This window comes from Chryseobacterium sp. FR048 (genome assembly GCF_056844665.1).
Genome location: NZ_JBXDSE010000001.1, coordinates 494,719 through 517,331, shown reverse-complemented (window position 1 = coordinate 517,331; position 22,613 = coordinate 494,719). Strand labels below are relative to the sequence as shown.

Annotated in this window: 19 protein-coding genes; 12 read left to right on the top strand and 7 right to left on the bottom strand. The window is 37.4% G+C overall.

From position 1 onward, the window contains the following. Nucleotides 1-106: 106 nt before the first annotated feature. Nucleotides 107-2,896, top strand: a complete 2,790-nt coding sequence (locus AC106K_RS02260; RefSeq protein WP_482443227.1) for a T9SS type A sorting domain-containing protein — start codon at nucleotides 107-109, stop codon at nucleotides 2,894-2,896. 522 nt (nucleotides 2,897-3,418) lie between these two features. On the opposite strand, the gene AC106K_RS02255 is transcribed toward AC106K_RS02260, so the two are convergent. Further along, nucleotides 3,419-4,375 carry a choice-of-anchor J domain-containing protein gene (locus AC106K_RS02255; RefSeq protein WP_482443226.1) on the bottom strand — a complete coding sequence of 319 codons (957 nt, stop codon included), beginning with the start codon at nucleotides 4,373-4,375 and terminating at the stop codon, nucleotides 3,419-3,421. Nucleotides 4,376-4,608: 233 nt separating this feature from the next. Between AC106K_RS02255 and AC106K_RS02250 the strand changes: the two genes are divergently transcribed. Further along, a complete protein-coding gene (locus AC106K_RS02250; RefSeq protein ID WP_482443225.1) occupies nucleotides 4,609-6,063 on the top strand; it encodes a tetratricopeptide repeat protein in 1,455 nt (484 codons plus the stop codon). A gap of 53 nt (nucleotides 6,064-6,116) precedes the next feature. Here the strand turns inward: AC106K_RS02250 and AC106K_RS02245 are convergent, their stop codons facing one another. Further along, nucleotides 6,117-6,944: an ion transporter gene (locus AC106K_RS02245; protein WP_482443224.1), complete on the bottom strand. Its 828-nt coding sequence runs from the start codon at nucleotides 6,942-6,944 to the stop codon at nucleotides 6,117-6,119. Between the two features lie 250 nt (nucleotides 6,945-7,194). Here AC106K_RS02245 and AC106K_RS02240 point away from each other — a divergent pair, with 250 nt between their 5' ends. From AC106K_RS02240 to AC106K_RS02230, 3 genes are all read left to right on the top strand, one after another. Beyond that, nucleotides 7,195-8,043, top strand: a complete 849-nt coding sequence (locus tag AC106K_RS02240) for a hypothetical protein (RefSeq protein ID WP_482443223.1) — start codon at nucleotides 7,195-7,197, stop codon at nucleotides 8,041-8,043. 121 nt (nucleotides 8,044-8,164) lie between these two features. Beyond that, a complete protein-coding gene (locus AC106K_RS02235; RefSeq protein ID WP_482443222.1) occupies nucleotides 8,165-9,262 on the top strand; it encodes a Nif3-like dinuclear metal center hexameric protein in 1,098 nt (365 codons plus the stop codon). Between the two features lie 2 nt (nucleotides 9,263-9,264). Further along, complete coding sequence (locus AC106K_RS02230) at nucleotides 9,265-10,041, top strand: zinc ribbon domain-containing protein (protein ID WP_482443221.1); 777 nt, start codon at nucleotides 9,265-9,267, stop codon at nucleotides 10,039-10,041. Nucleotides 10,042-10,449: 408 nt separating this feature from the next. Here the strand turns inward: AC106K_RS02230 and AC106K_RS02225 are convergent, their stop codons facing one another. Further along, nucleotides 10,450-12,228: an AMP-dependent synthetase/ligase gene (locus AC106K_RS02225; protein ID WP_482443220.1), complete on the bottom strand. Its 1,779-nt coding sequence runs from the start codon at nucleotides 12,226-12,228 to the stop codon at nucleotides 10,450-10,452. Between the two features lie 334 nt (nucleotides 12,229-12,562). Here AC106K_RS02225 and AC106K_RS02220 point away from each other — a divergent pair, with 334 nt between their 5' ends. Next, on the top strand, nucleotides 12,563-13,702 hold the full coding sequence (locus AC106K_RS02220; protein WP_482443219.1) for an acyl-CoA dehydrogenase: 1,140 nt from the start codon (nucleotides 12,563-12,565) through the stop codon (nucleotides 13,700-13,702). A gap of 20 nt (nucleotides 13,703-13,722) precedes the next feature. Continuing rightward, nucleotides 13,723-14,088, top strand: coding sequence for a hypothetical protein (locus AC106K_RS02215; RefSeq protein WP_047095450.1), 366 nt, complete (start codon nucleotides 13,723-13,725; stop codon nucleotides 14,086-14,088). A 211-nt stretch (nucleotides 14,089-14,299) separates the two neighbouring features. On the opposite strand, the gene AC106K_RS02210 is transcribed toward AC106K_RS02215, so the two are convergent. The 4 genes from AC106K_RS02210 to AC106K_RS02195 form a co-directional block, all read right to left on the bottom strand. Then, the gene (locus tag AC106K_RS02210; protein ID WP_482443218.1) at nucleotides 14,300-15,232 is read right to left on the bottom strand and encodes a DUF4349 domain-containing protein; all 933 of its coding nucleotides are present in this window, start codon (nucleotides 15,230-15,232) and stop codon (nucleotides 14,300-14,302) included. Nucleotides 15,233-15,577: 345 nt separating this feature from the next. Next, nucleotides 15,578-17,173 carry a peptide chain release factor 3 gene (locus tag AC106K_RS02205; RefSeq protein ID WP_482443217.1) on the bottom strand — a complete coding sequence of 532 codons (1,596 nt, stop codon included), beginning with the start codon at nucleotides 17,171-17,173 and terminating at the stop codon, nucleotides 15,578-15,580. Between the two features lie 121 nt (nucleotides 17,174-17,294). Beyond that, nucleotides 17,295-17,993, bottom strand: a complete 699-nt coding sequence (locus AC106K_RS02200; RefSeq protein ID WP_482443216.1) for a hypothetical protein — start codon at nucleotides 17,991-17,993, stop codon at nucleotides 17,295-17,297. Between the two features lie 14 nt (nucleotides 17,994-18,007). Next, complete coding sequence (locus tag AC106K_RS02195; protein ID WP_482443215.1) at nucleotides 18,008-18,712, bottom strand: hypothetical protein; 705 nt, start codon at nucleotides 18,710-18,712, stop codon at nucleotides 18,008-18,010. A gap of 95 nt (nucleotides 18,713-18,807) precedes the next feature. Between AC106K_RS02195 and AC106K_RS02190 the strand changes: the two genes are divergently transcribed. The 5 genes from AC106K_RS02190 to AC106K_RS02170 all read left to right on the top strand — a co-directional run bounded on the left by AC106K_RS02190 (nucleotide 18,808) and on the right by AC106K_RS02170 (nucleotide 22,589). Beyond that, complete coding sequence (locus tag AC106K_RS02190) at nucleotides 18,808-19,638, top strand: CPBP family intramembrane glutamic endopeptidase (protein WP_482443214.1); 831 nt, start codon at nucleotides 18,808-18,810, stop codon at nucleotides 19,636-19,638. A gap of 43 nt (nucleotides 19,639-19,681) precedes the next feature. Then, a complete protein-coding gene (rdgB, locus tag AC106K_RS02185; protein WP_482443213.1) occupies nucleotides 19,682-20,257 on the top strand; it encodes an RdgB/HAM1 family non-canonical purine NTP pyrophosphatase in 576 nt (191 codons plus the stop codon). 68 nt (nucleotides 20,258-20,325) lie between these two features. Next, a complete protein-coding gene (locus AC106K_RS02180; protein WP_047095455.1) occupies nucleotides 20,326-21,240 on the top strand; it encodes a ribonuclease Z in 915 nt (304 codons plus the stop codon). A gap of 7 nt (nucleotides 21,241-21,247) precedes the next feature. Beyond that, complete coding sequence (locus AC106K_RS02175; protein WP_482443212.1) at nucleotides 21,248-22,018, top strand: TIGR02757 family protein; 771 nt, start codon at nucleotides 21,248-21,250, stop codon at nucleotides 22,016-22,018. Between the two features lie 10 nt (nucleotides 22,019-22,028). Further along, nucleotides 22,029-22,589: a DUF1003 domain-containing protein gene (locus AC106K_RS02170; RefSeq protein ID WP_482443211.1), complete on the top strand. Its 561-nt coding sequence runs from the start codon at nucleotides 22,029-22,031 to the stop codon at nucleotides 22,587-22,589. The last annotated feature ends 24 nt before the right edge of the window (nucleotides 22,590-22,613 follow it).

Below are 22,613 nucleotides of genomic sequence, written 5' to 3'. Positions count from 1 at the left end.
TGTTATTTTTTATTTTAAGGATTTTTTAAACTTTTTTTAAGTTTTTTTTAATGTTGTATTTAAAATATTATTAATTTGGTAAAACTTTAACACCCAAAAATTGTATATGAAGAAAATCTTACTCTTATGTCTGCTGATGACAGGCATGCTTTTAAGTGCTCAAATCAACCTTGGTGAGGGAAGCACTGATACCGGGAATGCCCCGGTGAATACCAACTACGGATATTCCTATACCCAGCAGATTTTTACCAAACAGGAAATCAATGCTAACGCGGCAGGGAATATTACCGGTCTTAAATTTTATTTGGATCCCTCAGCGGTTATAGACAATTCTATAGATTGGGTTGTTTATCTGGGACACACTACCAAAACAAATTTTGCTGATGGTGGAGATTGGGTTCCTGTGGGGCAGATGACAAAAGTCTTTTCAGGCGCGGTAGCCAACACATCAGGAGTGGTGGAAATCAATTTTACTACACCGTTTCCGTATAACAATACACAGAATTTAGTCATTGCAGTAGATGAAAATACTCCGGATTATGACGATTCCAATCTGTTCACTGTTTATACCAATACAACACAGGACAGAACGCTGGCTTACCGAAGCGACAGTAATAATCCTAACCCTTCAAATCCACCAGCGACGGGAGACCTTTTAGGATATAGATCAATGGTCAGTCTTATAGGACTCTCTCCAAGTCCATTACCACTTTGTCCTTCAGTAACGTATCCGGAAAACAACGGAATATTAATACCGGCGTCACCTGATATTACATGGGATGCGTCCCAGGGAGCTACAGGATATAAAATTTCTATAGGAACTACTCCGGGTGGTACAGATGTAGTCAATCAGCAATCGGTAAGTGTAACGAGCTTTACGCCGCCATCTCCTCTTTCTTTGAATACAACTTATTATATCAGAGTTACGGCAGTAAGTGCTGCAGGAGAATCTTCAGGATGTGCCGATACCAAGTTTACCACGACACCACCTCCGCCACCTAATGATGAATGTGCCAATGCTGTAAATCTTACAGTGAATCCTGATCTGAACTGTGGAGTAGTGACAGCCGGAACAACCCTGGTTGCAACGGACTCAGGTCTGGCACCTTCTCCTTGTATTGGGAATCCGAATGATGATGTCTGGTATAAGTTCACGGCTACAGCAACCAAACATATGATAAAGTTAAGCGATATTGTGTCGGTAGGTACTGTTAGCAGTAAGGATACGTATTTTCAGGTTTTCAGTGGCAGTTGTGGTAATTTAACAAGTATTCTGTGTTCAGATCCGGAAGCTTCTGTTGTTACAGGCCTTACCATAGGAGATACTTATTATGTAAGGGTGTATAGCTATGGAGGAGCAGGAAGAGCTCAAAGCTTTACAATCTGTGTGGGAGTAATGCCACCACCACCATCTAATGATGAATGTGTAAATGCGGTTAATCTGACGGTAAACCCTGACTTGAATTGTGGAAGTGTTGCGACCGGAACAACCTTTTCAGCGACAGATTCCAATATAGATGAAGCACCATGCAGTGGGAATGCTGATGATGATGTCTGGTATAAATTTACCGCTACTGCTGATAAACATATGATTTCTCTGACAGATATAACTTCTGTGGGGATGGATGATAGTACAGATACCTATTTCCAGGTTTTCAGTGGAAGTTGTGGCAGTCTGACAGGTATTTTGTGTTCAGATTATGAATCAGCAGTGGTAACTGCTCTTACTGCTGGTGAAACCTATTACATCAGAGTGTACAGTTTTGGAGGGCCTAGCTATTCTCAAAGCTTTAAAATATGTGTTGGAACACTTCCTCCGCCGCCAACTAATGATGAATGTTCAAGTGCCATTACTCTGACAGTAAATCCGGACTTAAATTGTACAGTACCTACAGAAGGTCATACATTGGGAGCTACAGATTCAGGTCAGGGGTTGGGCAATTGTTATGGTGAGCCGGATGATGATGTATGGTTTAAATTTACGGCGACATCTACAGGGCATCTGATCAAACTTAGTGATATTGTTTCTCTTGGTGAAGATTTTAGTACAGATACTTACTTCCAGGTTTTCAGCGGAAATTGTGGTAATTTGACAAGTATTCTGTGTTCAGATTCCGAATCGGCGTCTGCTACAGGCCTTACAGTAGGAGATACCTATTATGTGAGAGTGTTCAGTTATGATGGAGCGGGATCAGCACAAGGGTTTAAAATTTGTGTTGGAACATTACCTCCAACCCCTGCCAATGATGATTGCTCCGGAGCGTTGGTTGCCTCTGCGTTCCCATATACCTATACACAGGCGGATGCGATAGCAGCTACCAATAATAACGGATTCCTTACGACCTGTTCCGATGAAATGAATGACGGAACATGGTTTACTTTCACAGGTGACGGTTCTACCCATGAAATTTCAGTATCAATGCCTGCAGAAAGCGATTTTGATGCTCAGATCGGAGTTTTCAGCGGCAGTTGTGGTAATCTTGATTGTGTAGGAACAGCTGATGAAAACGGTTCAGGAAGTACAGAATCAATATCTGTTCAGACGGTTGCCGGAACAGTATATTATGTAAATGTAGGTGCTTATTCAGGTTATGATGATGATCCGGAAGATACTTTTACCATCACGATCAACAAAGAAAGTCTTGGAACAGCTGAGATTTCCAAAGCTAAAGAACAGGTGAGAGTATATCCAAACCCATTCAGTGACGTATTGAATATTTCAAAAGCAGACCTGGTAAGTTCCGTTTCTATTCTGGATGTTTCCGGAAGACTGGTAAAAACAATAGAAAAACCGTCTTCTGTTCTTCATTTGGCAGATCTTAAACAGGGAATGTATCTTGTGGTGCTGAATATGAAAGACGGATCAAGACAGACTATTAAAGCGATCAGAAAATAATTAATCACTTCAATAAAAAAGGGAAGACGGATCTATTTGGATCCGTCTTTTTTTGTTAAAAATAAGCTGAGTAGAATAACTTTACCCACCTTTGTGTTACTTTTTATATACAATCACTCATCATTGTTTGTCACTTATTTGGAACGGGCTGTATATCACCCGTATTCATAAGATCAAAAACGGTAGGAAAGAACATTGCTAATACAAAGTAGATAATGATCATGAGCGCAATAAGTGCAAAAAGGATGATAACTAAGCTATTCGGTTTGTTTTTCTTTTTTGGTTCCATGACTTTGTGGTATTTGGTGAATATATTTAACTGATACCTTTTATCAAGCTAATTTCTTGCCACTATTGCCATGTGTTGTTGGATGATCAATACCTGTCATTTTATAAACCGGTTTCAGAATTGATACCGACTACGGTTTTTGAGCCTAATCCTGTTTTATAAAAACCGCAGGCTCCTTACCAATGTAAGGAACCCTTTGGCTTTGCCATTTGTGTTTAAAGGCTTCTTTATGATTATTCTTTTATAATTTTCACACGTTCCGTAGAAGCGGCTTTTTGTATTTCAGCAATGTATGTTCCCGGTTTTAAGAAAGACAGATTAATATCTTTTTTCTCAGTATTGATGCTTTTCTCAAATAAGAGCCTGCCGGTCATATCAAAAATCTTAATGTTCTGAATTTTTTCATCAGCCTGCAGATGCAGATCATTTTTAAAAGGATTAGGGTATATGTTTATCTTTTTGTTCTTTGTGTACTCCTGTGTTCCTAATGTAGAAGCTGTAGATACTGTAAAATCATCCAAAAGGAGGCTGAGTGCCCGTTTTTGTAAATGTCCAGGGAAGGCTGGATTGTCATAAATTTCAGAAATATAATGAATAGCCAGGTAGACCTCCATATTGCTGTAAGCATCAAGATCTATGACCACTTCAGTCCAATCTGATTCAGTGAAATAATCCCCGGTGTACACTTTGGGAAAAGCAGTGAAGCTTTGAGGGTCGGTATCTGTTGTTGAAATCAGTACGTCAAACTTTTCATGTTTCTCATTGTCCATATGAGCTGATTTTACATAAAAAGAGAGCTTATTGCCATTATTACCCAATTGTATTGGAGGAGAAATGATCCAGTCGTTATTGGCTGGAAGAAGTGAGGCAAACATTCCCAGAACTTTTTGTCCTGTTCTTGCCTCATAGTTTCTGGTGCCGGGAATATTAATCTCTACCACTCCTGGTGTGGCGGCTGTACTGTTAATAATTTTTCCGGCAAAAGGGTGAAATTGATTATTAGGAAAACTAACCCCCAAAATTGCAGCTTGCTCTTCTCCGTCTACATCGGTCAGAGTCCAGTTACCAATGCCGGAATAGATCCAGTCCTGATACTGTTCAAAGCCATCATAAAAAAGCACTGTATTATTCTGGCCGCTGACAAATAATGATCCTAAAAAATAAAACGTAAGTAAAATTTTGGTTTTCATAATTTTTGTATTTAGATTAGGACAGTAAATTTAAAAGCACACAAATGAAAACGAAAAAAAACTCTGTTACAAAATATTTCATGCAGATATTTGGAGATTTCAAAATATTTCATTTAAATTATAATTTACTTATTTTCAGGTGTTTAAATACTAGATTTCTTTGTTTCTTGTATCTGTTTTCCTGTTCCGTAGCATTCTGCCAAAATACGGTTGAAAGCAAAAGGGTATCTCTGATGCTGGCGGATATAAAGCGCCTTCAGCATACTGATGAAAATAAGGCACTGAATCTGCTTAATGAAGCTTTGAATGATGAAAAAAAACTGCCGGATACTTTGCTGATAAGACTCTATGATACTGCTGGTATGTTTTACAATTCTCAGGAGGTATATGATTATGCTTTAAACTATTATAACTCTGCATTATTTCTGCAAAAAAAACTCAATTCGCAGGATCAGTATATCACTCTTAAGAATATAGGCAATGTATACTACAGTTTAGGAAAAAACAGTACAGCAAAAAAATACTGGCTTGAAGCATTGAATGGGTATAAAAAAAATCATTCTCCCAAAATTTATGTCTTATATAACAATCTTGCGATATTAGAAGAAACTTCAGGAAATTATGATAATGCAAAAAAGATGTATGAAAATGCATTGGCCAGCAGTATAAAATTAAACGACAATAAAGGCCGGATCATGGCTTATCAGAATTTGGGAATTGTAAGTTTTAAATTGAAAGAATTGAAGGAAGCCTTGAATTTCTTCTTTCAGGCAAAGACAATAGCCACTCAATATAAAGAACAGGATGATTTGGCTAAAACATTTTACAATCTGGGGTATTTGTATTCCAGCGAGCCCGCTAAAAACGAAGATTCTGCAGTATATTATCTGAACAAGTCATTTTTGCTCAGTAAAAATATTAAAAACACAAATATTCAGAAATTAAGTGCAGAAACTTTAATTAAGCTGTATGAAGAAGATCATAAAATTGAATCAGCCAATTTCTACCTACATCAGGCGAAACTAATCAGTGATGCGGAACTTCATAAAATAACCGACAAGCAGGTTCGTAAGGTAGAATTCAAATATCAGCAAAAATTAAAAGAAGAATTGAATATTTCAAAGCAAAAAAGAAAAAACTGGATTTATTTCACGTCCTTTTTTATTCTTGTTACCAGCTGTATTATTTTATTTCTTATTTACAAACTGCAGAAAATTAAATTGATAAAAACGGGACTGGAAAATGAGCTTCTTCTTAAAAAATTGGAGGAGCGAAATAAAGAAATTACCAAAAAAAGCATTGAAGTACTCCATACCAATGAAATACTGGATGTGACCAAAAGAAAATTAACCGGTTTGAAAGGAAAACCGGAATTGAAAACACAGGTTACTTCTATATTAAATGAAATTAAAAGCAGTCAGAAGGTACTGAATCTTGAAGAATTTGAAAAAGTATTTCAGGATACCCATCAGGATTTTTATAAAAAACTTATAGAATTGCACCCGGATTTATCCAGAACTGAGCTCAAACTTTCGGCCTTATTACGGTTAAATCTATCCACAAAAGATATTTCTGCAATTACCGGACAAAGCCAGAACAGCATCAATATCGCCAGACATCGATTAAGAAAAAAAGTGAAACTTCAGGAACATGAAAGTATAATCAACTATTTAATCAATATTGTATAGATTTTTTGAGAATTATCGAATGATTGATGCGCAGGATTTGATAAAATGAGATTTTAGATTAATTTTTTACCACACTGTTTGCAATACCTTGCATCGTCATCAATATCATCATTACCGCATCGGTCACATACCTTTTCTAAATTTTGCCTTTTGTTTCGCATTTCTGCAGTTACTATTCCTGTAGGTACAGCAATGATAGAATAACCCGCAAGCATCAGAACAACCGCGAAAAACTTTCCTAATGGAGTGATAGGGGAGACATCTCCATATCCTACAGTGGTTACCGTGACTACCGCCCAATAGATAGATTGCGGAATGGTTTCAAATCCCTGTCTGCCGCCTTCCACCATAAACATGAGAGAGCCTACAATCACGGAGAAGATGATCAGGAACAAAAGGAAAATATAAATCTTTCTTGAACTGTTTCTTAAGGCCCTTACAATAAGGTAACCGTCATTCATGAAATCCAGCAAATTAAAAATTCTGAAGATTCTCAGCATTCTCAGCATTCTGAAAATTAGGAAATATTTAGTGACCGGAAAGAAAAAACTGAGAAAGAACGGAGCAAGAGCAAGAAAGTCTATGATTCCCATAAAACTGAAAATATAGCTTCTCTTATTCTTTACCACAGCAATCCGCATAGAATATTCAAGAGTGAAAAAAATGGAGATCACCCATTCAAGCACCAGGAAAGTATAATGAAACCTTCTGTCGAGCTTAGGGACACTTTCCATCATAATAATGGACGTGCTTACAAGAATTAAGGCCAATAATATAATATCGAACAGTTTTCCAAGCTTTGTATCAGAGCGATAAATTATTCGATAAAGGAATCTTTTCCAAAGAATGTCCTCAGGAACAAGATTATGTTCTTTCTCCATTTGTATAAGGTTATTTCACAGCGAAGTTACTAAATTCCATAAAGTATAGGGTAAATATATGATTGTTAAAAGAATTATCCAAATGTTAACAGTTTTTCTGTCATCAAATTGTGAATTATTACCATTTAAAACACTGGTTTTTAATATGTTGTATTAAGTAAAATACGAATAAAATATGACATATAAAAATTTATTTTTTAACATTTTTTTGATTCAAGTTTGTACTTTTATTGTACAAAAGCTTTATATCATGAGAAAAATTTTAACCTTGTTTGTTCCCATTTTTATGTGCAGTTTTATAGGTGCTCAGGTTGGGATTAATACAGTGTCTCCCAACGGAGCAACAGTATTGGATATTTCTTCCAATCAGAAAGGTATTCTCATTCCCCGTCTTAGTGATAGTGACAGAGATACTAATCTGGCTGATAACGATGCGTCTACAGTTCCTCCTGCAGGGGTTGTGAATGCTAACCTTACTGCAGGAACCCTTATTTTTAATACGACAACCAATAATTTCCAGTATTGGGACGGTACCCTCTGGAGACAGCTTTTTGTTCCCACATCATCTCAGGCTGGCAACGACGGTGTCGTTAAAGTGAATTCTGGAAACGCAAATGTAAAACCCTCCCTCAGTTTAGTCGCATCAGGAAATACATATGGTCCAAGGCAGCAGGTAATCTATGCCACACCGTTGATTTTCGCACCAAGCCCTACCACAAGCTGGCCGGAAACAACCGTTCCTTTTCCCGGGGTAACAGCCAATATTTATATTGATGCTACCGGTAAATGGAGGGAAAATGAAATTTCAGGACAGGTGCATGTATGGAGGCTTATTGCTAACGTTACTCCCGGCTCCAATTCTTCAGGATCAGTAAAGGCAACATTTACCAATCCGGACTCAGGATTTGAGGTCAACTCAATCCAGCTGCTTCCAAGTGGTTCGAGCGGTTCAGGAAAACTTCTTACCTTCTATTTCTATACCATTGCAGATCCGGCCAGTCTTGCTCCCGGCAAAGGCTATCAGCTTTTTATGGAAGCAGATACGGGATGTACCGTGAGTGTAGATTCCTTTACGAGAGTATCTCTTTTTAAAGATTAAAAGTTTTTGATTTAAAAGTTTTAAACCGGTTGGATAAGAGCCGGTTTTTTTATTGCACAGAAATTTTCTTTAGAGTTTTGGTAAAATTAATATCTTCGCCATAACTGTAAAATATAGACTCATGAAGCTAAGAACTGTAATTGCAAAGATTGAAGAAGAAATAAGCATCAGACAGGCAGAAGATTTTGATAATGTAGGCTTGCTGTGTGGCGTGCCGGACCGTGATGTATCCGGTATCCTTGTATGCCATGATGCACTGGAAAACGTTGTGGAAGAAGCCATTCAAAAAAACTGTAATCTGATCGTATGTTTTCATCCCATTATATTTTCCGGATTAAAATCTCTGACTGGGAAAAACTATGTAGAAAGAGCCGTTTTGAAAGCTATTGAAAATAAAATAGCCATCTATGCCATTCATACGGCTTTTGATAATGATTTTTTTGGGGTCAACCATGGTATTTGCAGCCAGTTGGGTTTAAAGAATATGAAAATTCTCCAGCCTAAAGAAAATAACTTAAAACAACTTACGGTTTTTGTTCCGAAAGAATATTCTGGAAAAGTAAAAGAAGCCATGTTCTCAGCGGGGGCAGGTAACATCGGGTTTTATGACGAATGCAGCTTCACTGTAAACGGGAACGGGACATTCAGACCTACAGAAGGCTCCAATCCGTTTTCCGGCCAGCAGAATATCCGTGAAAATGCAGATGAAGATATGATTTCCGTAATATTTGAAAACTATAAAGAAGGGCAGATTGTAAGTATGATGAAAGCGGCGCATCCTTATGAAGAAGTTGCCTATCAGGTATATAGTCTGGATAATAAAAACCATCATGCAGGACTGGGAATGTACGGTGACCTGGAAGAAGAAATGGAGGAACAGGATTTTCTGAGAATGGTGAAAGAAAAGTTTGGGCTGGAAGTTATCAAACATTCAGCATTCAACCATAAAAAAATTAAAAGAGTAGGGGTTCTTGGGGGCTCAGGAGCCAGCGGAATAAGATCTGCCGTTTCCAAAAAATGTGATGCTTATCTTACCGGAGATCTCAAATACCACGACTATTTTTTAGCAGAGTCTAAAATGCTAATTTGTGATATAGGTCATTATGAATCAGAACAATTTGTAAGTCAACAATTATTTGAAATTTTATCACAAAAATTTAGTACATTTGCAATTTCAAAATCTATTGAAAAAACAAACCCAGTAAATTATTTCATTTAAATATGGCAAAAACCAACGATATTCCAGTTGAAGAAAAATTAAGAGCTTTATACGATTTACAGATCATTGATTCAAGATTGGATGAAATCCGAAATACTAGAGGAGAATTGCCAATTGAAGTTGAAGATCTTGAAATCGAGATTGAAGGTCTTGAAAAAAGAGCTGAAAAATTTCATGCAGACATCAAAGATCAGGACGATCAGATCAAAACAAAGCATGAAGTAATCAACCATGCAAAAACTTTGATTGAGAAATACAAATCTCAGCAGGACAATGTAAGAAACAATAAAGAGTTTGAAGCATTAGGAAAAGAAATCGAATTCCAGGATCTGGAAATTCAGCTTGCTGAAAAAAGAATTAAAGAATTCGGAGCTAAAATTGCTCACAAAAACGAAACTTTAAGCGAACTGAATGCAAAGATCAACGACTTGAAAAGCCACTTGAAATTCAAGAAAGAAGAACTAGAAGGTTTGATCTCTGAAACTCAGAAAGAAGAAGAATATCTTATAGAGCAGTCTAAAGAATTCGCAGGTAAAATTGACGAAAGATTATTGGCTTCTTACAACAGAATCAGAACCAATTCTATCAACGGTCTTGCAGTAGTAGGATTAGAGAGAGGAGCTCCAAAAGGGTCATTCTTCACCATTCCACCTCAAAAGCAAATGGAAATTGCTCAGAGAAAGAAAATCATTATTGATGAGCACTCTGGAAAAATCCTTGTAGATGACGAGTTGGTAATGGAAGAAAACGAAAAAATGAAATCTGTAATTAAATTCTAATTATCGATTTTCAACAATATAAAAGCTGTTTCATATTTGAGACAGCTTTTTTTTGTTTAAACACGAATGGCACGAATGTTTTCACAAATAACACAAATAAACCGCACATAGCATACATAACACAAATTCCCCCGTTATCCAGCTCTTCAACGCTCTTCTTATCCACTCTCTTTGTCATTCCAAAGGAATCTCAACACAGTATACAATATAATAAAAATACAGACAAGATTCCTACGGAATGAAAAAGGTCATGTTTTAAGATTCTGCACAACCTGCTTAATCAACGAGATGAAAAACTCAAAGAAACGAATCCTGAGTGTAGCCGAAGAATGATGCGATTCATCAGAAATCAATCGTTAGCCAAAACCTATAAAAAAACCGCTTCAAAATGAAGCGGCTGGTATTATTTTAATCCTGATGATCATACATCTTATTGTATAAGGCAATAAACTTTTCTTTTACCGCCTTTCTTTTCAGTTTTAAGGTTGGAGTAAGCAATCCGGTTTCAATGCTCCACACCTCAGGAGTAAGTTCAATCTTTTTGATTTTCTCCCAGTTTCCAAGGTGCTCATTGATGCCTTCAATTTCCTTTTCAATTCTTTGTTTCAATTCTGTACTTTTGGCAATTTCTTCCGGTGTGCTACCAATGTTGAGATTGTTTCTCATAGCCCAGCTTTTTGCAAATTCAAAATCAGGCTGTACCAGGGCACATGGCATTTTTTCACCATCACCTACCACCATGATCTGTTCGATGAATTTGGATGCTTTAGCCAGGTTTTCAATTGTTTGTGGAGCGATGTATTTTCCACCCGAAGTTTTGAACATTTCCTTTTTACGGTCAGTGATTTGTAAAAATCCGTCACCGTCGATATGGCCAATATCTCCGGTTTTAAAGAATCCGTCTTCGGTAAATGCCTCTTTAGTCATCTCTTCATTCTGGAAATATCCTTTGAATACAGAGGGTCCTTTTACTGTGATCTCACCATCTTCCTGGATTTTTACCTTTAAATTATCCAAAGGAACACCTACTGTACCTACTCTCATTTTTTCAAAACTGTTTACGGAGATTACCGGTGAAGTTTCCGTAAGTCCGTAGCCTTCCAGAATCGGAATCCCTGCATTCTGGAACATCAGGTTCAGCCTTGTTGATAAAGCGGCAGATCCGGAAACCAGAGTAACGATTTCACCCCCCAAACCTTCTCTCCATTTAGAGAATACAAGCTTGTCTGCAATGATCTCCTGAAGACCGGATGGTTTTGAAATGGATTTCTTTTTACTGATCAGATTCAGAGCCCAGAAGAATATTTTTGATTTCAATCCTCCGGCTGAAGAACCGGTATTGTAAATTTTATCATATACCTTTTCTACTAGTCTTGGTACTACGGTCATATAATGAGGTTTCACTTCTTTTACGTTTTCGCCCATTTTTTCAATGCTTTCAGCGAAGTAAAGAGAAAAACCGTTGTATTGATAGAGGTAGAACAGCATTCTTTCGAAGATATGACAGATAGGAAGGAAGCTTAAAGCTCTTGTTTCCTTGTAGTCTAAACTTTTTTTCTTCGGAATCCTTGGAATAGAACCCAATATGTTAGAAACAATATTACTGTGAGTCAACATTACCCCTTTAGGTCTTCCGGTGGTTCCGGAAGTATAGATAATCGTAGCCAGATCCTCTGTATTGATAGCATTGGAAAGGTCGTCTACTTCTATTTGAGTGGATTCGTCTTTTCCGAGATCAAGGATCTCTCTCCAGTTGGCAGCGCCGCTGATGTTGTCGAAAGTAAAAATTCCCTGCAAACTTGGGATATTGTGTTTTACCTTCATTACTTTATTCAAAAGGTCTTTATCAGACACAAAACAGTATTGAATTTCGGCATTGTTGAAGATAAATTCGTAATCTTCCGGAGAAATACTTGGGTAAACCGGTACGGAAACTACTCCGATCTGGGAGAGTCCAAAGTCCATAATAGCCCATTCCGTACGGGAATTGGTGGTAATCAAGGCGATCTTATCCCCCGGTTTGATGCCCAGTTTCAGTAATCCCCTGGATATCTTATTTCCCTCATTGATAAACTCCTGCGTAGAAGTTTTTTTCCATTCACCATGATATTTCGTTACAAACATATCCGTTTTAGGATATTTCTCTAAAGCGTAGTGCGGAATATCGAATAATCTCTTGATCGTCATGATTTTTTAAATAATTTATAAAGAAATCTAAATATAAGCATTTTTTTTAATTGTGGACCTCTCATTATGATAAATGAAAATTAGTTAAATGCTTACCATAATATCTCTTATCAAAAAGAGGGCCGTAAACGGGATAAATAGACTTGTTCAAAGTAAAATGATCCTCCTTATCATATCAGAACTTCTCACTTTTATAGGTCAGCTCACCGCCCATAGTCCGAATCTCAGTTTCCCTGTCTCAAGCCTCTCCAACTCACCATTTTCACCGTTTCCAATTTATTTTTTCAGATTTGCTTAAAAAGTGTAAATTTACGGCTATCTAATTATTTTTTTTATGGACTTTAATTTATCGGAAGAACAGCTGATGATTCAGCAGGCAGCAAGAGACTTTGCACAGAACGAACTATTACCAGGAGTTATTGAAAGAGACCGTGACCAGAAATTCCCTACAGAGCAGGTGAAGAAAATGGGAGAAATGGGACTTTTGGGAATGATGGTTGATCCAAAATACGGTGGTGCAGGTATGGACAGTGTTTCTTATGTACTGGCTATGGAGGAAATTGCAAAAGTAGATGCTTCTGCAGCTGTTGTAATGTCTGTAAACAACTCATTGGTTTGTGCAGGTCTTGAAAAATTTGCTTCTGAAGAGCAAAAAGTAAAATATCTTACTCCTCTTGCAAGCGGACAGGTAATTGGTGCGTTTGCATTATCTGAGCCGGAAGCTGGTTCTGATGCTACGTCTCAGAAAACAACTGCTGAAGACAAAGGAGACTACTATCTTCTGAACGGGATCAAAAACTGGATCACAAACGGTGGAACTGCAACTTACTATATCGTCATTGCACAGACTGATCCTGAGAAAAAACACAAAGGTATCAATGCTTTCATCGTAGAAAGAGGATGGGAAGGTTTTGAAGTAGGTTTAAAAGAAGATAAACTGGGAATCAGAGGAAGTGATACGCACTCTCTGATTTTCAACAACGTAAAAGTTCCGAAAGAAAACAGAATCGGTGCAGACGGATTCGGGTTCAACTTTGCTATGGCAGTATTGAACGGCGGAAGAATCGGGATCGCTTCTCAGGCTTTAGGAATTGCTTCTGGAGCTTACGAATTGGCATTGAAATATGCAAAAACAAGAAAAGCTTTCAAAACTGAAATCATCAACCACCAGGCGATTGCATTCAAATTGGCGGATATGGCTACTCAGATCACTGCAGCAAGAATGCTTTGCTTCAAAGCAGCATGTGAGAAAGACGCTGGAAAAGATATTTCTGAAAGCGGAGCAATGGCAAAACTATATGCTTCTCAGGTAGCCATGGATACTACTATTGAAGCTGTACAGATCCACGGTGGATACGGATATGTAAAAGAATACCACGTAGAAAGATTAATGAGAGATGCGAAAATCACTCAGATCTACGAAGGAACTTCTGAAATCCAGAAAATCGTGATCTCAAGAAGCATCGCAAAATAACATTTTAAAACACACTGCTTATGAAAAAATCTTTGTGGATCACTCTGGGGGTCGTATTACTATTGTTAGGCGTATTTGTATGGTACAAATACTACTTCGTTTTCGGAGAAGGAGTAAAATCCGGGTATCTGAATTATGCTATGAAAAAAGGGTATGTCTTCAAAACTTATGAAGGTAAACTGATTCAGGAAGGTTTTGGAAAAGGAAAAACAGGAACCATTACAAGCTATGAGTTTGAGTTTTCTGTAGATGATCCTGAAGTTTTCAAACAACTGGAAACCAACAGTGGTAAAAGCTTTGATCTCCATTACAAAGAATACAATGGTGCTCTTCCGTGGAGAGGAAACACAAAGTTTGTGGTAGATAAAGTAGTGAATATGAAATAAAATAAATAAGGCCCTCAACTTGAGGGCCTTATTCTTACACCAAATCACAAAATATTAATATATGAAATAAAAATTTCCGAGGTTTATGCCGAATTCTGTAAATAAACAAGGATTCGTTGATGAGATAAAATTAATAAAAGAATCGATTTGAAATTAGAATTAGAATTAAAAAAAGATTAAAAAAATCGATCACGGAATTAGATCTTATCATTTAAGGGGCATCTTTGTCAGGAATATTGGTTTTTCTTTTTTTATAAAAATAGAACCCAATAGCTCCTATCAGGAATAGAGGCCAGAGAGGAAGGATAAACAGGAATATGGAAGTGATGACATCCCAGCCTGATTCTATAGCAGCTAATGACTTTCCACCGAATGTTTTAGGTTCTTTTTCAACTCCGGTTTTATCCGTAATATTGACGCTGATACTGCAAATGGTATTATCCTGATACTGATGGCCGGAAACCTGAACGTCTTTTGTATCAATATTCCCCAGGTTATTGTTTAAGGATTCCATCAGCACATCGAAATACTGAATAGGAACTTTAATGTCAAGGCTGTATTGCTTCTGGTTCTCTTCACGGGGATTAGCCGATTCTATGTATGAGAGATTTTCACTTTTGATGTAGCCGTTGTTTCGGAGTGCTTCTTCTCTGATGATTTCCTTTACCGTTTCTGCATTATCTGCTTTTATAGAGAGGTACCCTGATTTTACCATTCTGTCTTTGGCCCTATTCAATTCGTAACTGTCGTTTTTCGGATGATCTTTGTAAACGACTTTGGTTTCTTTGATCACTTTAGGAGCCGGAACATTCACAACGATTTTTTCAGATTTCTTTGCGGAGTCCTTTTTCTCTATTTTAGATTCCAGTTTGGTGGAAGTAATTTTATCAGATAGAGAGTCTACGATTTTGGAGGTATTTTCTATTTTCTCCTGAATATCATTTTTCGTGTTTTCAAAATCTTTTATTTTGATGCTGGCAGAATCTAAGGCCTGATCTGCCGTTTTGCTTGCCTGATCTATAGCATTTGCAGCAACCGTAGAGGCACTGTCAATAGAATTGGATACTTCTTCAAACTTCGATGTTTGCTTTTGACACATAATAAATGTACCTGATACAGCAACGAGTAATACGAACTTTTTCATAATGTTAATTTTTTGATGAAGTAAAATTAAGAGGCAGACTTTTGTAAAGATTGTAAATGAACTGTATTGTGCTGGTAAAATGATAAGTGTATTATTTTCAGGGTTTTGTATTTGTTTTACAAAAGATTTACAAATACTTTTTCTTGCTGGAAACACCAAAATTGCCTGGAAACTATTGTCTTTTCTCCAAATATCAAATGAGAAATTTAAAATTCCCCTCCTTTGACGGGGCGATAAAAAAATCCGCAGAAAAACTTCTGCGGACCTATATTTTTAAAACAATTTCGCCTTTTAAGCAATTTCGCCTTTTAAGCAATTTCGCCTTTCAGCGATTTCGCCTCTTAATTAATGTTCTCTGAATTCACTGATAAAATGCAGCTTCACATTCGGGAATTTCTCCTGCGTCATGTGAATCGTGAAGGAAGAGTCAGCTAAAAATACCAATTGGTTGTATTTATCTCTCGCAAGGAATCTCTGTTTCAGTCTTGCAAACTCTTTAAATTCTTCAGATTTTTCATCAGCTTCCACCCAACATGCTTTGTGCATTGAAAGGGGTTCGTATGTACATTTTGCACCGTATTCGTGTTCCAGACGGTATTGGATTACCTCATACTGAAGGGCTCCAACAGTTCCGATGATCTTTCTGCCATTCATTTCCAATGTAAACAGCTGGGCAACTCCTTCATCCATCAACTGATCGATACCTTTTGCCAATTGCTTAGCTTTAAGCGGGTCATTGTTGTTGATATAACGGAAATGTTCCGGAGAGAAACTTGGAATTCCTTTGAAACTCAGTTTTTCACCACCCGTCAAAGTATCACCGATTCTGAAACTTCCCGTATCATGAAGGCCTACAATATCTCCAGGGAAACTTTCCTCTACCACTTCTTTTTTATCAGCAAAGAAAGCGTTCGGAGAAGAGAATTTCATCTTTTTACCTTCTCTTACCAACAGATAATTTTCATTTCTCCTGAATGTTCCAGAAACAATTTTTACGAAAGCTAATCGGTCTCTGTGTTTAGGGTCCATGTTGGCGTGAATTTTGAAGATAAACCCAGTGAAAGTGCTTTCTTCAGGTTTTACGATACGAAGATCACTTTCTTTAGGCTGTGGCATCGGAGCAATATCAATGAAAGCATCCAATAGTTCACGAACTCCAAAATTGTTTAATGCGGAACCGAAGAATACCGGTTGTAAGTCACCTTTCATATAATCTTCACGATTAAACTCAGGGTAAACAGACTGGATCAGATCAAGCTCTTCTCTTAAAGTAGCTGCTGCTTTTTCTCCAATTACATCATCGATTGAAGTATCATTGATGTCATCAAACTTAATAGAATCCCCAACTTTCTGCTTTTTCTCTTCTAAGAATAATTGGATGTTGTTTTCCCAGATATTATAGATTCCCTGGAAATCACTTCCCATACCAATTGGCAAAGAAAGCGGACAAACAGTTAATCCCAACTTCTGTTCTACTTCATCCAGAAGATCGAAGGCATCCTTACCCTCACGGTCAAGTTTGTTGATGAATACCAGCATCGGGATATTTCTCATTCTACAAACCTGAACCAGTTTTTCGGTCTGCTCCTCAACCCCTTTTGCCACGTCAATAACAACAATTACGGAATCTACAGCCGTTAAAGTTCTGTAAGTATCTTCTGCAAAGTCTTTGTGACCCGGTGTATCGAGAATGTTGATTTTATGGTCTCTATATTCAAAAGCCAATACGGAAGTTGCTACAGAGATCCCTCTCTGTCTTTCAATTTCCATAAAGTCGGAGGTCGCTCCTTTTTTTATTTTGTTGGATTTTACCGCACCCGCTTCCTGGATTGCCCCCCCGAAAAGAAGTAACTTCTCAGTAAGGGTTGTTTTTCCGGCATCCGGGTGGGAAATGATCCCGAAGGTCTTTCTTTTTTGTATTTCTTTGATTAAGTCTGACATATCGTATTTTGAAGTTGCAAAAATCGTGATTTTTTACGAGGTTTTCAAATTTAAATTCATACAATATGGATCGGAGACTATGAGAACTCTGTGAAAGGTATGATTATCTTGAATCAGGTGTTTAAAACAGCAACGAAATCGCATAAATTAATCCAAGGATAGTAAGCGTAAAGAACCCGACTATAATATACTCAAATGCTCCAAAATTTTTTACCGGTGGGAAGTCCGGACTGAGCTGATATTCTTCAATCGTCTGTCTGCTTATGGTCAGATCTGGACGAAAGCATTGAATTCCTCTTAAAAACTGGCGGTACATTTCAAATTGATTGCTCAGGATCATATATTCAAAGTTGAAATCTATATTTATCAATACAATTTCACCCGCTTTATTTTTAAGGTAAATTTTCAGATAAGATTTAGCATGTCTTCCCGTTGTCGTAAACATAAAAGCATCAGCTGATGACTGTTTGGACTGTTGAAGGTCACTATATAAGATCGTATCAGTGACGTGGTTTGCTCTGTTGTAAAAAGTAACCCCTTTTTCATCAATAACTGCTTTCCGGATCTTTTCTTTTTTTCGATAGGTTAAAGACATGATGAGAGCTATACCGCAGAATATTAATAGGAGCAGAGCAAAAATAAGCATGAAAAAAGTACTGAGATCATATTTTACATAGCTTTTGAAATGACTATATATGTTCTCAGAAATGACTCCTGTTACGATCACAACAATGATGATGACCAGCCACAAAATTGCCGTCAGAAGATAGGTGATTGGCTTGTTAACTTTAGAAACAACGGTTTCGAACTTCTCTGTCATATTCATTCTTGAATTTATAATAAAAAAGCAATGCCAACAATCATTGCACTCATAATAAGTACTGCCAGGATTAAAAGCCAGCCTCCCAATGAAGTCCCTTTTTTACTGACTTCCCAGGTCACCGGATCAATGGAAAAGTTTCTCAAAGCCAGTGGGTCTATTTTTAAATCCGGACGAAATACAGCAATTCCCTGCATGAAATGGGCATACAAAGTCAATTTATTTTTTACGACATACATAGGGAGATTCATATCAATGCGTCTTGTTGTTTCTTCCTGTTTCTCTTGTTGTATCGTGATTTCCAGCAATAGGGCTATCCCTGATCCCATAGGCGCTAGCGTATAAATATCAAAATCTTGTTTTGAAGGACGAAGCTCCGTATACAATATCTGCTCTACGATTTCATTTTTTGAATTGTAAAATGCCAGGCCGGAGTCGTTCACAACGACTTTATTAGCAATTTTCCTTCTTTTTATAATGTAATGATTCAGTGACGGAATTAAAATAATAAGTGAGATACCCCAACATATCGATAGGACTGGAAGAGTGGCATCAAACCCTCTTTTATAGATTCCATACAAAGGACCAAGACCAAAGAGGCAGAAAAAGAAAAAAATAATACCAAAAAATGTGAGCTGCAGAATAAAACTAAAGAACCAGTTCGTTTTAGATTCAACAGTCGGGAAGGGGATTTCTGTATTTATTTTTGTGGTATTCATGGTAGAGTGGCTAAATTAAGTATTTTCTTTTTTAGTTGCCTGTAGCACGCAAAAAAATTATCTTTGTTTTTAATAAACTTTTACAGAAAAATAGAATGGAAAATAGCAGGTATCCGAAGTTTACGTTTACATGGCTGGGCGCTGTTACTTTGGTGGTAGGATTATTTGTAGGAACGATGGCTGTTTCTTTATTCAGCACTTTTTGGAAAGTTGTTTTCAAAGAAAATCTTGAACTCAAAGACTGGTTTCTTATGGTAGCCAATTCTGTAGGATTCCTTACGGCAATTGCTTTCTTCGACTTTTTTATTGTAAGAAGAACGACTCAAAAGAGGCTCAATTTTAACCTTTCTTCGGTTAACTTCTCTACCTATCTCATTATTTTTCCGATGATGGCAGGGATGATGTTTATTTCAGAATTTATTACCTCTCTGATTCCTGTTTCAGGACCTTTCTTTGGAGATTTCTACGAATATTTCACCCAACTGATGAGCCAGCTGACTGATGATCCGGTGGTGATGATTATGATGACCGTCATAATGGCCCCTGTTTTTGAAGAAATTATTTTCAGAGGAATTATTCAGAAAGGATTGATCAACAAAGGAATGGCACCTTGGAAAGCTATTTTATATGCTTCTATTATCTTCGGGATCGTTCATGGGAATCCGTGGCAGTTCATCAGTGCAGTGATGTTAGGATGTGTATTAGGATTGGTGTATCACAAGACCACATCTCTACTGATGCCCATATTGCTGCATGCATTTAATAACCTGACTTTATCACTGCTGTTTATTTATGGAAAAAATGAAAGCTTTGCAGAGGTTTTTAAAGTTTCAGAATGGTTGATTTTAGCAGTAGGAGTTGTCCTGTTTTCTTTGTTCTACTATTTTTTTACAAAGAAATATAAAGTGCATTATTCTGAAATGTAATTCAGTGGGTTTAAAAAAGTAATATTGGAAAATGAATATAGAAATGGAATTATTAGTAGCAACACACAACGAGCATAAAAAAGAAGAAATCCAGCAGATTCTGGGAAATGAATGCGTGGTAAAAAGTCTTACGGATTATAATATCCATGAAGAGATTGTAGAAGATGGAGATTCTTTTCATGCCAATGCCCTGATCAAAGCAAAATACTGTTTTGAGAAAACCGGAATTCCGAGTTTAGGAGACGACAGTGGTCTGGTAGTGGAATCTTTGGACGGAAGACCGGGAATCTTTTCAGCCCGTTATGCAGGAGATCATGATTTTGCTAAAAATATCCAGAAAGTATTGGAAGAGATGCAGGGGATAGAAAACAGAAAAGCTTATTTTGTTACCGTTTTGTGTTATTATGATGAAAACGGAGCTCAGTATTTTGAAGGCAGAGTTCATGGGAATCTGTTGACCGAAAATAAAGGGTTCAAAGGATTCGGATACGATCCTATCTTTGTTCCTACAGGATATGACAAAACTTTTGCAGAAATGAATCCTGAAGATAAAAATAAAATCAGCCACCGTAAGCAGGCTCTGGATTTATTTATGGATTTTTTAAAAGTGAAAGATTAAGTCTAACAATAATGGAGAAATTCCTATTTGGATTTTCTGTCGTACATTTGCTACAATAAACTATTGATTTGAGTACTTATTTAACGATATTAGGTTTTAATTCAGCGATACCAACGATTAATTCGTCACCTACGGCGCAGCTGCTGGAGATGGAGGAGAGGCATTTCCTGATCGATTGTGGAGAAGGAACGCAGGTACAGCTGAGAAAAGCAAAAGCGAGATTTTCAAAAATCAATCATATTTTTATTTCCCATCTTCATGGGGACCATTGTTTCGGGCTTCCGGGGCTTATTGCCTCTTTCCGCCTTTTGGGCAGAGAAACCCCTTTACATGTATATGGCCCGAAAGGAATAAAAAAAATGCTGGAAACCATTTTCCAGATTACGGAAACTCACCGTGGGTTTGAGGTGGTTTATCATGAACTGGATAAGGATTATTCTGAAAAGATTTACGAAGACAACAGAGTAGAGGTGTATACCATTCCTTTGGATCACAGAATTTACTGCAATGGTTATCTTTTTAAAGAAAAACCAAAAGACAGGCATCTTAATATGAAAGAGATTGCCAAGTACAGTGAGATTGAAAGCTGTGATTACCATAATATCAAAGCAGGAAAAGACTTTGTATTAAGCGATGGCTATGTTCTGAAAAATGAAGTATTGACCGTAGACCCCGCTCCGTCGGTATCCTATGCATTCTGCAGTGATACCCGTTATCTGGAAAGTGTCATTCCGATTATTAAAAATGCAACCGTTCTGTATCATGAATCTACCTTTTTGCATGATCTGAAAGAAATGGCAGACTATACCGGACATACCACAGCACTGGAAGCAGCAACCATTGCTCAGAAAGCGCAGGTGGGTAAACTGATCCTGGGGCATTTCTCCAACAGATACGGAGACCTGACGGTATTTACCGATGAAGCCAGAAATATCTTTCCCAATTCCTATTTACCAAAGGCATTGGAAAGTGTAAAGATTTAAATTGAATATGCTGAAATTTGAAGAACTAAGAAGTTTTCTTGACGAAAAAGCAGACCAGTATAATGCCCCTGATTTTATTGAAGATGATCCCATACAGATTCCGCATCGTTTTTCAGTAAAGCAGGATATTGAGATTGCCGGATTTTTGGCCGCAACCATTTCGTGGGGAAACAGAAAATCAATCATTAAATCTGCGGAAAAAATGCTTGACATCATGGGGAACTCTCCTTATGATTTTGTACTGAATTATTCTGATAAAGATTTGAAAGAGATTCAGGATAAAAGCCTTCACAGAACATTCAATGGGCAGGATTTTTCCTATTTTATCAAACAATTTAATAGGATCTATAAAGAAAATGAGAGTCTGGAAAACCTGTTTGAGGTCAGAGAGCCGGAAATCAATTTCCTGCATGCGATCGAAAGATTCAGAAGCCGTTTCCTGGAAACAGAAAAACACAGAAGTCATAAACATATCAGCTCTCCTTATAAAAACTCTTCTGCCAAAAGGATCATCATGTTTCTGAGATGGATGGTACGTAAAGACAAAAGAGGAGTAGACTTTGGAATCTGGGAAAATATTGATCAGAAATACCTGTCTATCCCTCTGGATGTGCACACCGGAAACATTTCGAGGAAATTGGGACTGCTTTCCAGAACCCAGAATGACTGGAAAACTGTAGAAGAGCTGGATATTGCGATTCGAAAGTTTGATGAAAAGGATCCTGCCAAGTATGATTTTGCATTATTTGGACTGGGAGTTACTAAAGAACTGTTGTAAAAAACAAAGGATGAAAAAATATAACGAAAAAACAGAAGTTCTTGAGAAGATAGCAGACAGTATTACGGCATGGATAGGGTCTATTCAGTCGCTGATTGTGCACACTCTGTTGTTTCTCACTTCCTTTCTGCTTCCCATGATAGGCGTTGTTGAATTTGATAAAATGCTTCTGATTCTTACTACAGTGCTCTCTCTGGAGGCGATTTATCTGGCGATCTTTATTCAGATGTCTGTGAACAAGAGCCACGAAAAGATTGAAGATATTCAGGAAGATATTGAAGACATTCAGGAGGATATTGAGGAGATCAGTGAGGATATTGAAGAGATCAGCGAAGACATTGAGGAGATCAATGAAGATATAGAAGACATCCAGGAAGACATCGAAGAGATCAGCGAAGACATTGAGGAGATCAACGAGGAGGATGAAGAGGATGATCACAACGAAAGAGCGAAAAATGTCATGCTGAAAAGCAATGTAAGCTCTAATAAAAATGAAATAAAAGGATTAAAAGATATTATAGCCCAGCTGCAGAATGAAATCGATCAGCTGAAAAAAGATGGGCAGGAGTGATAAATATCTTCCGAAAAGCAAACA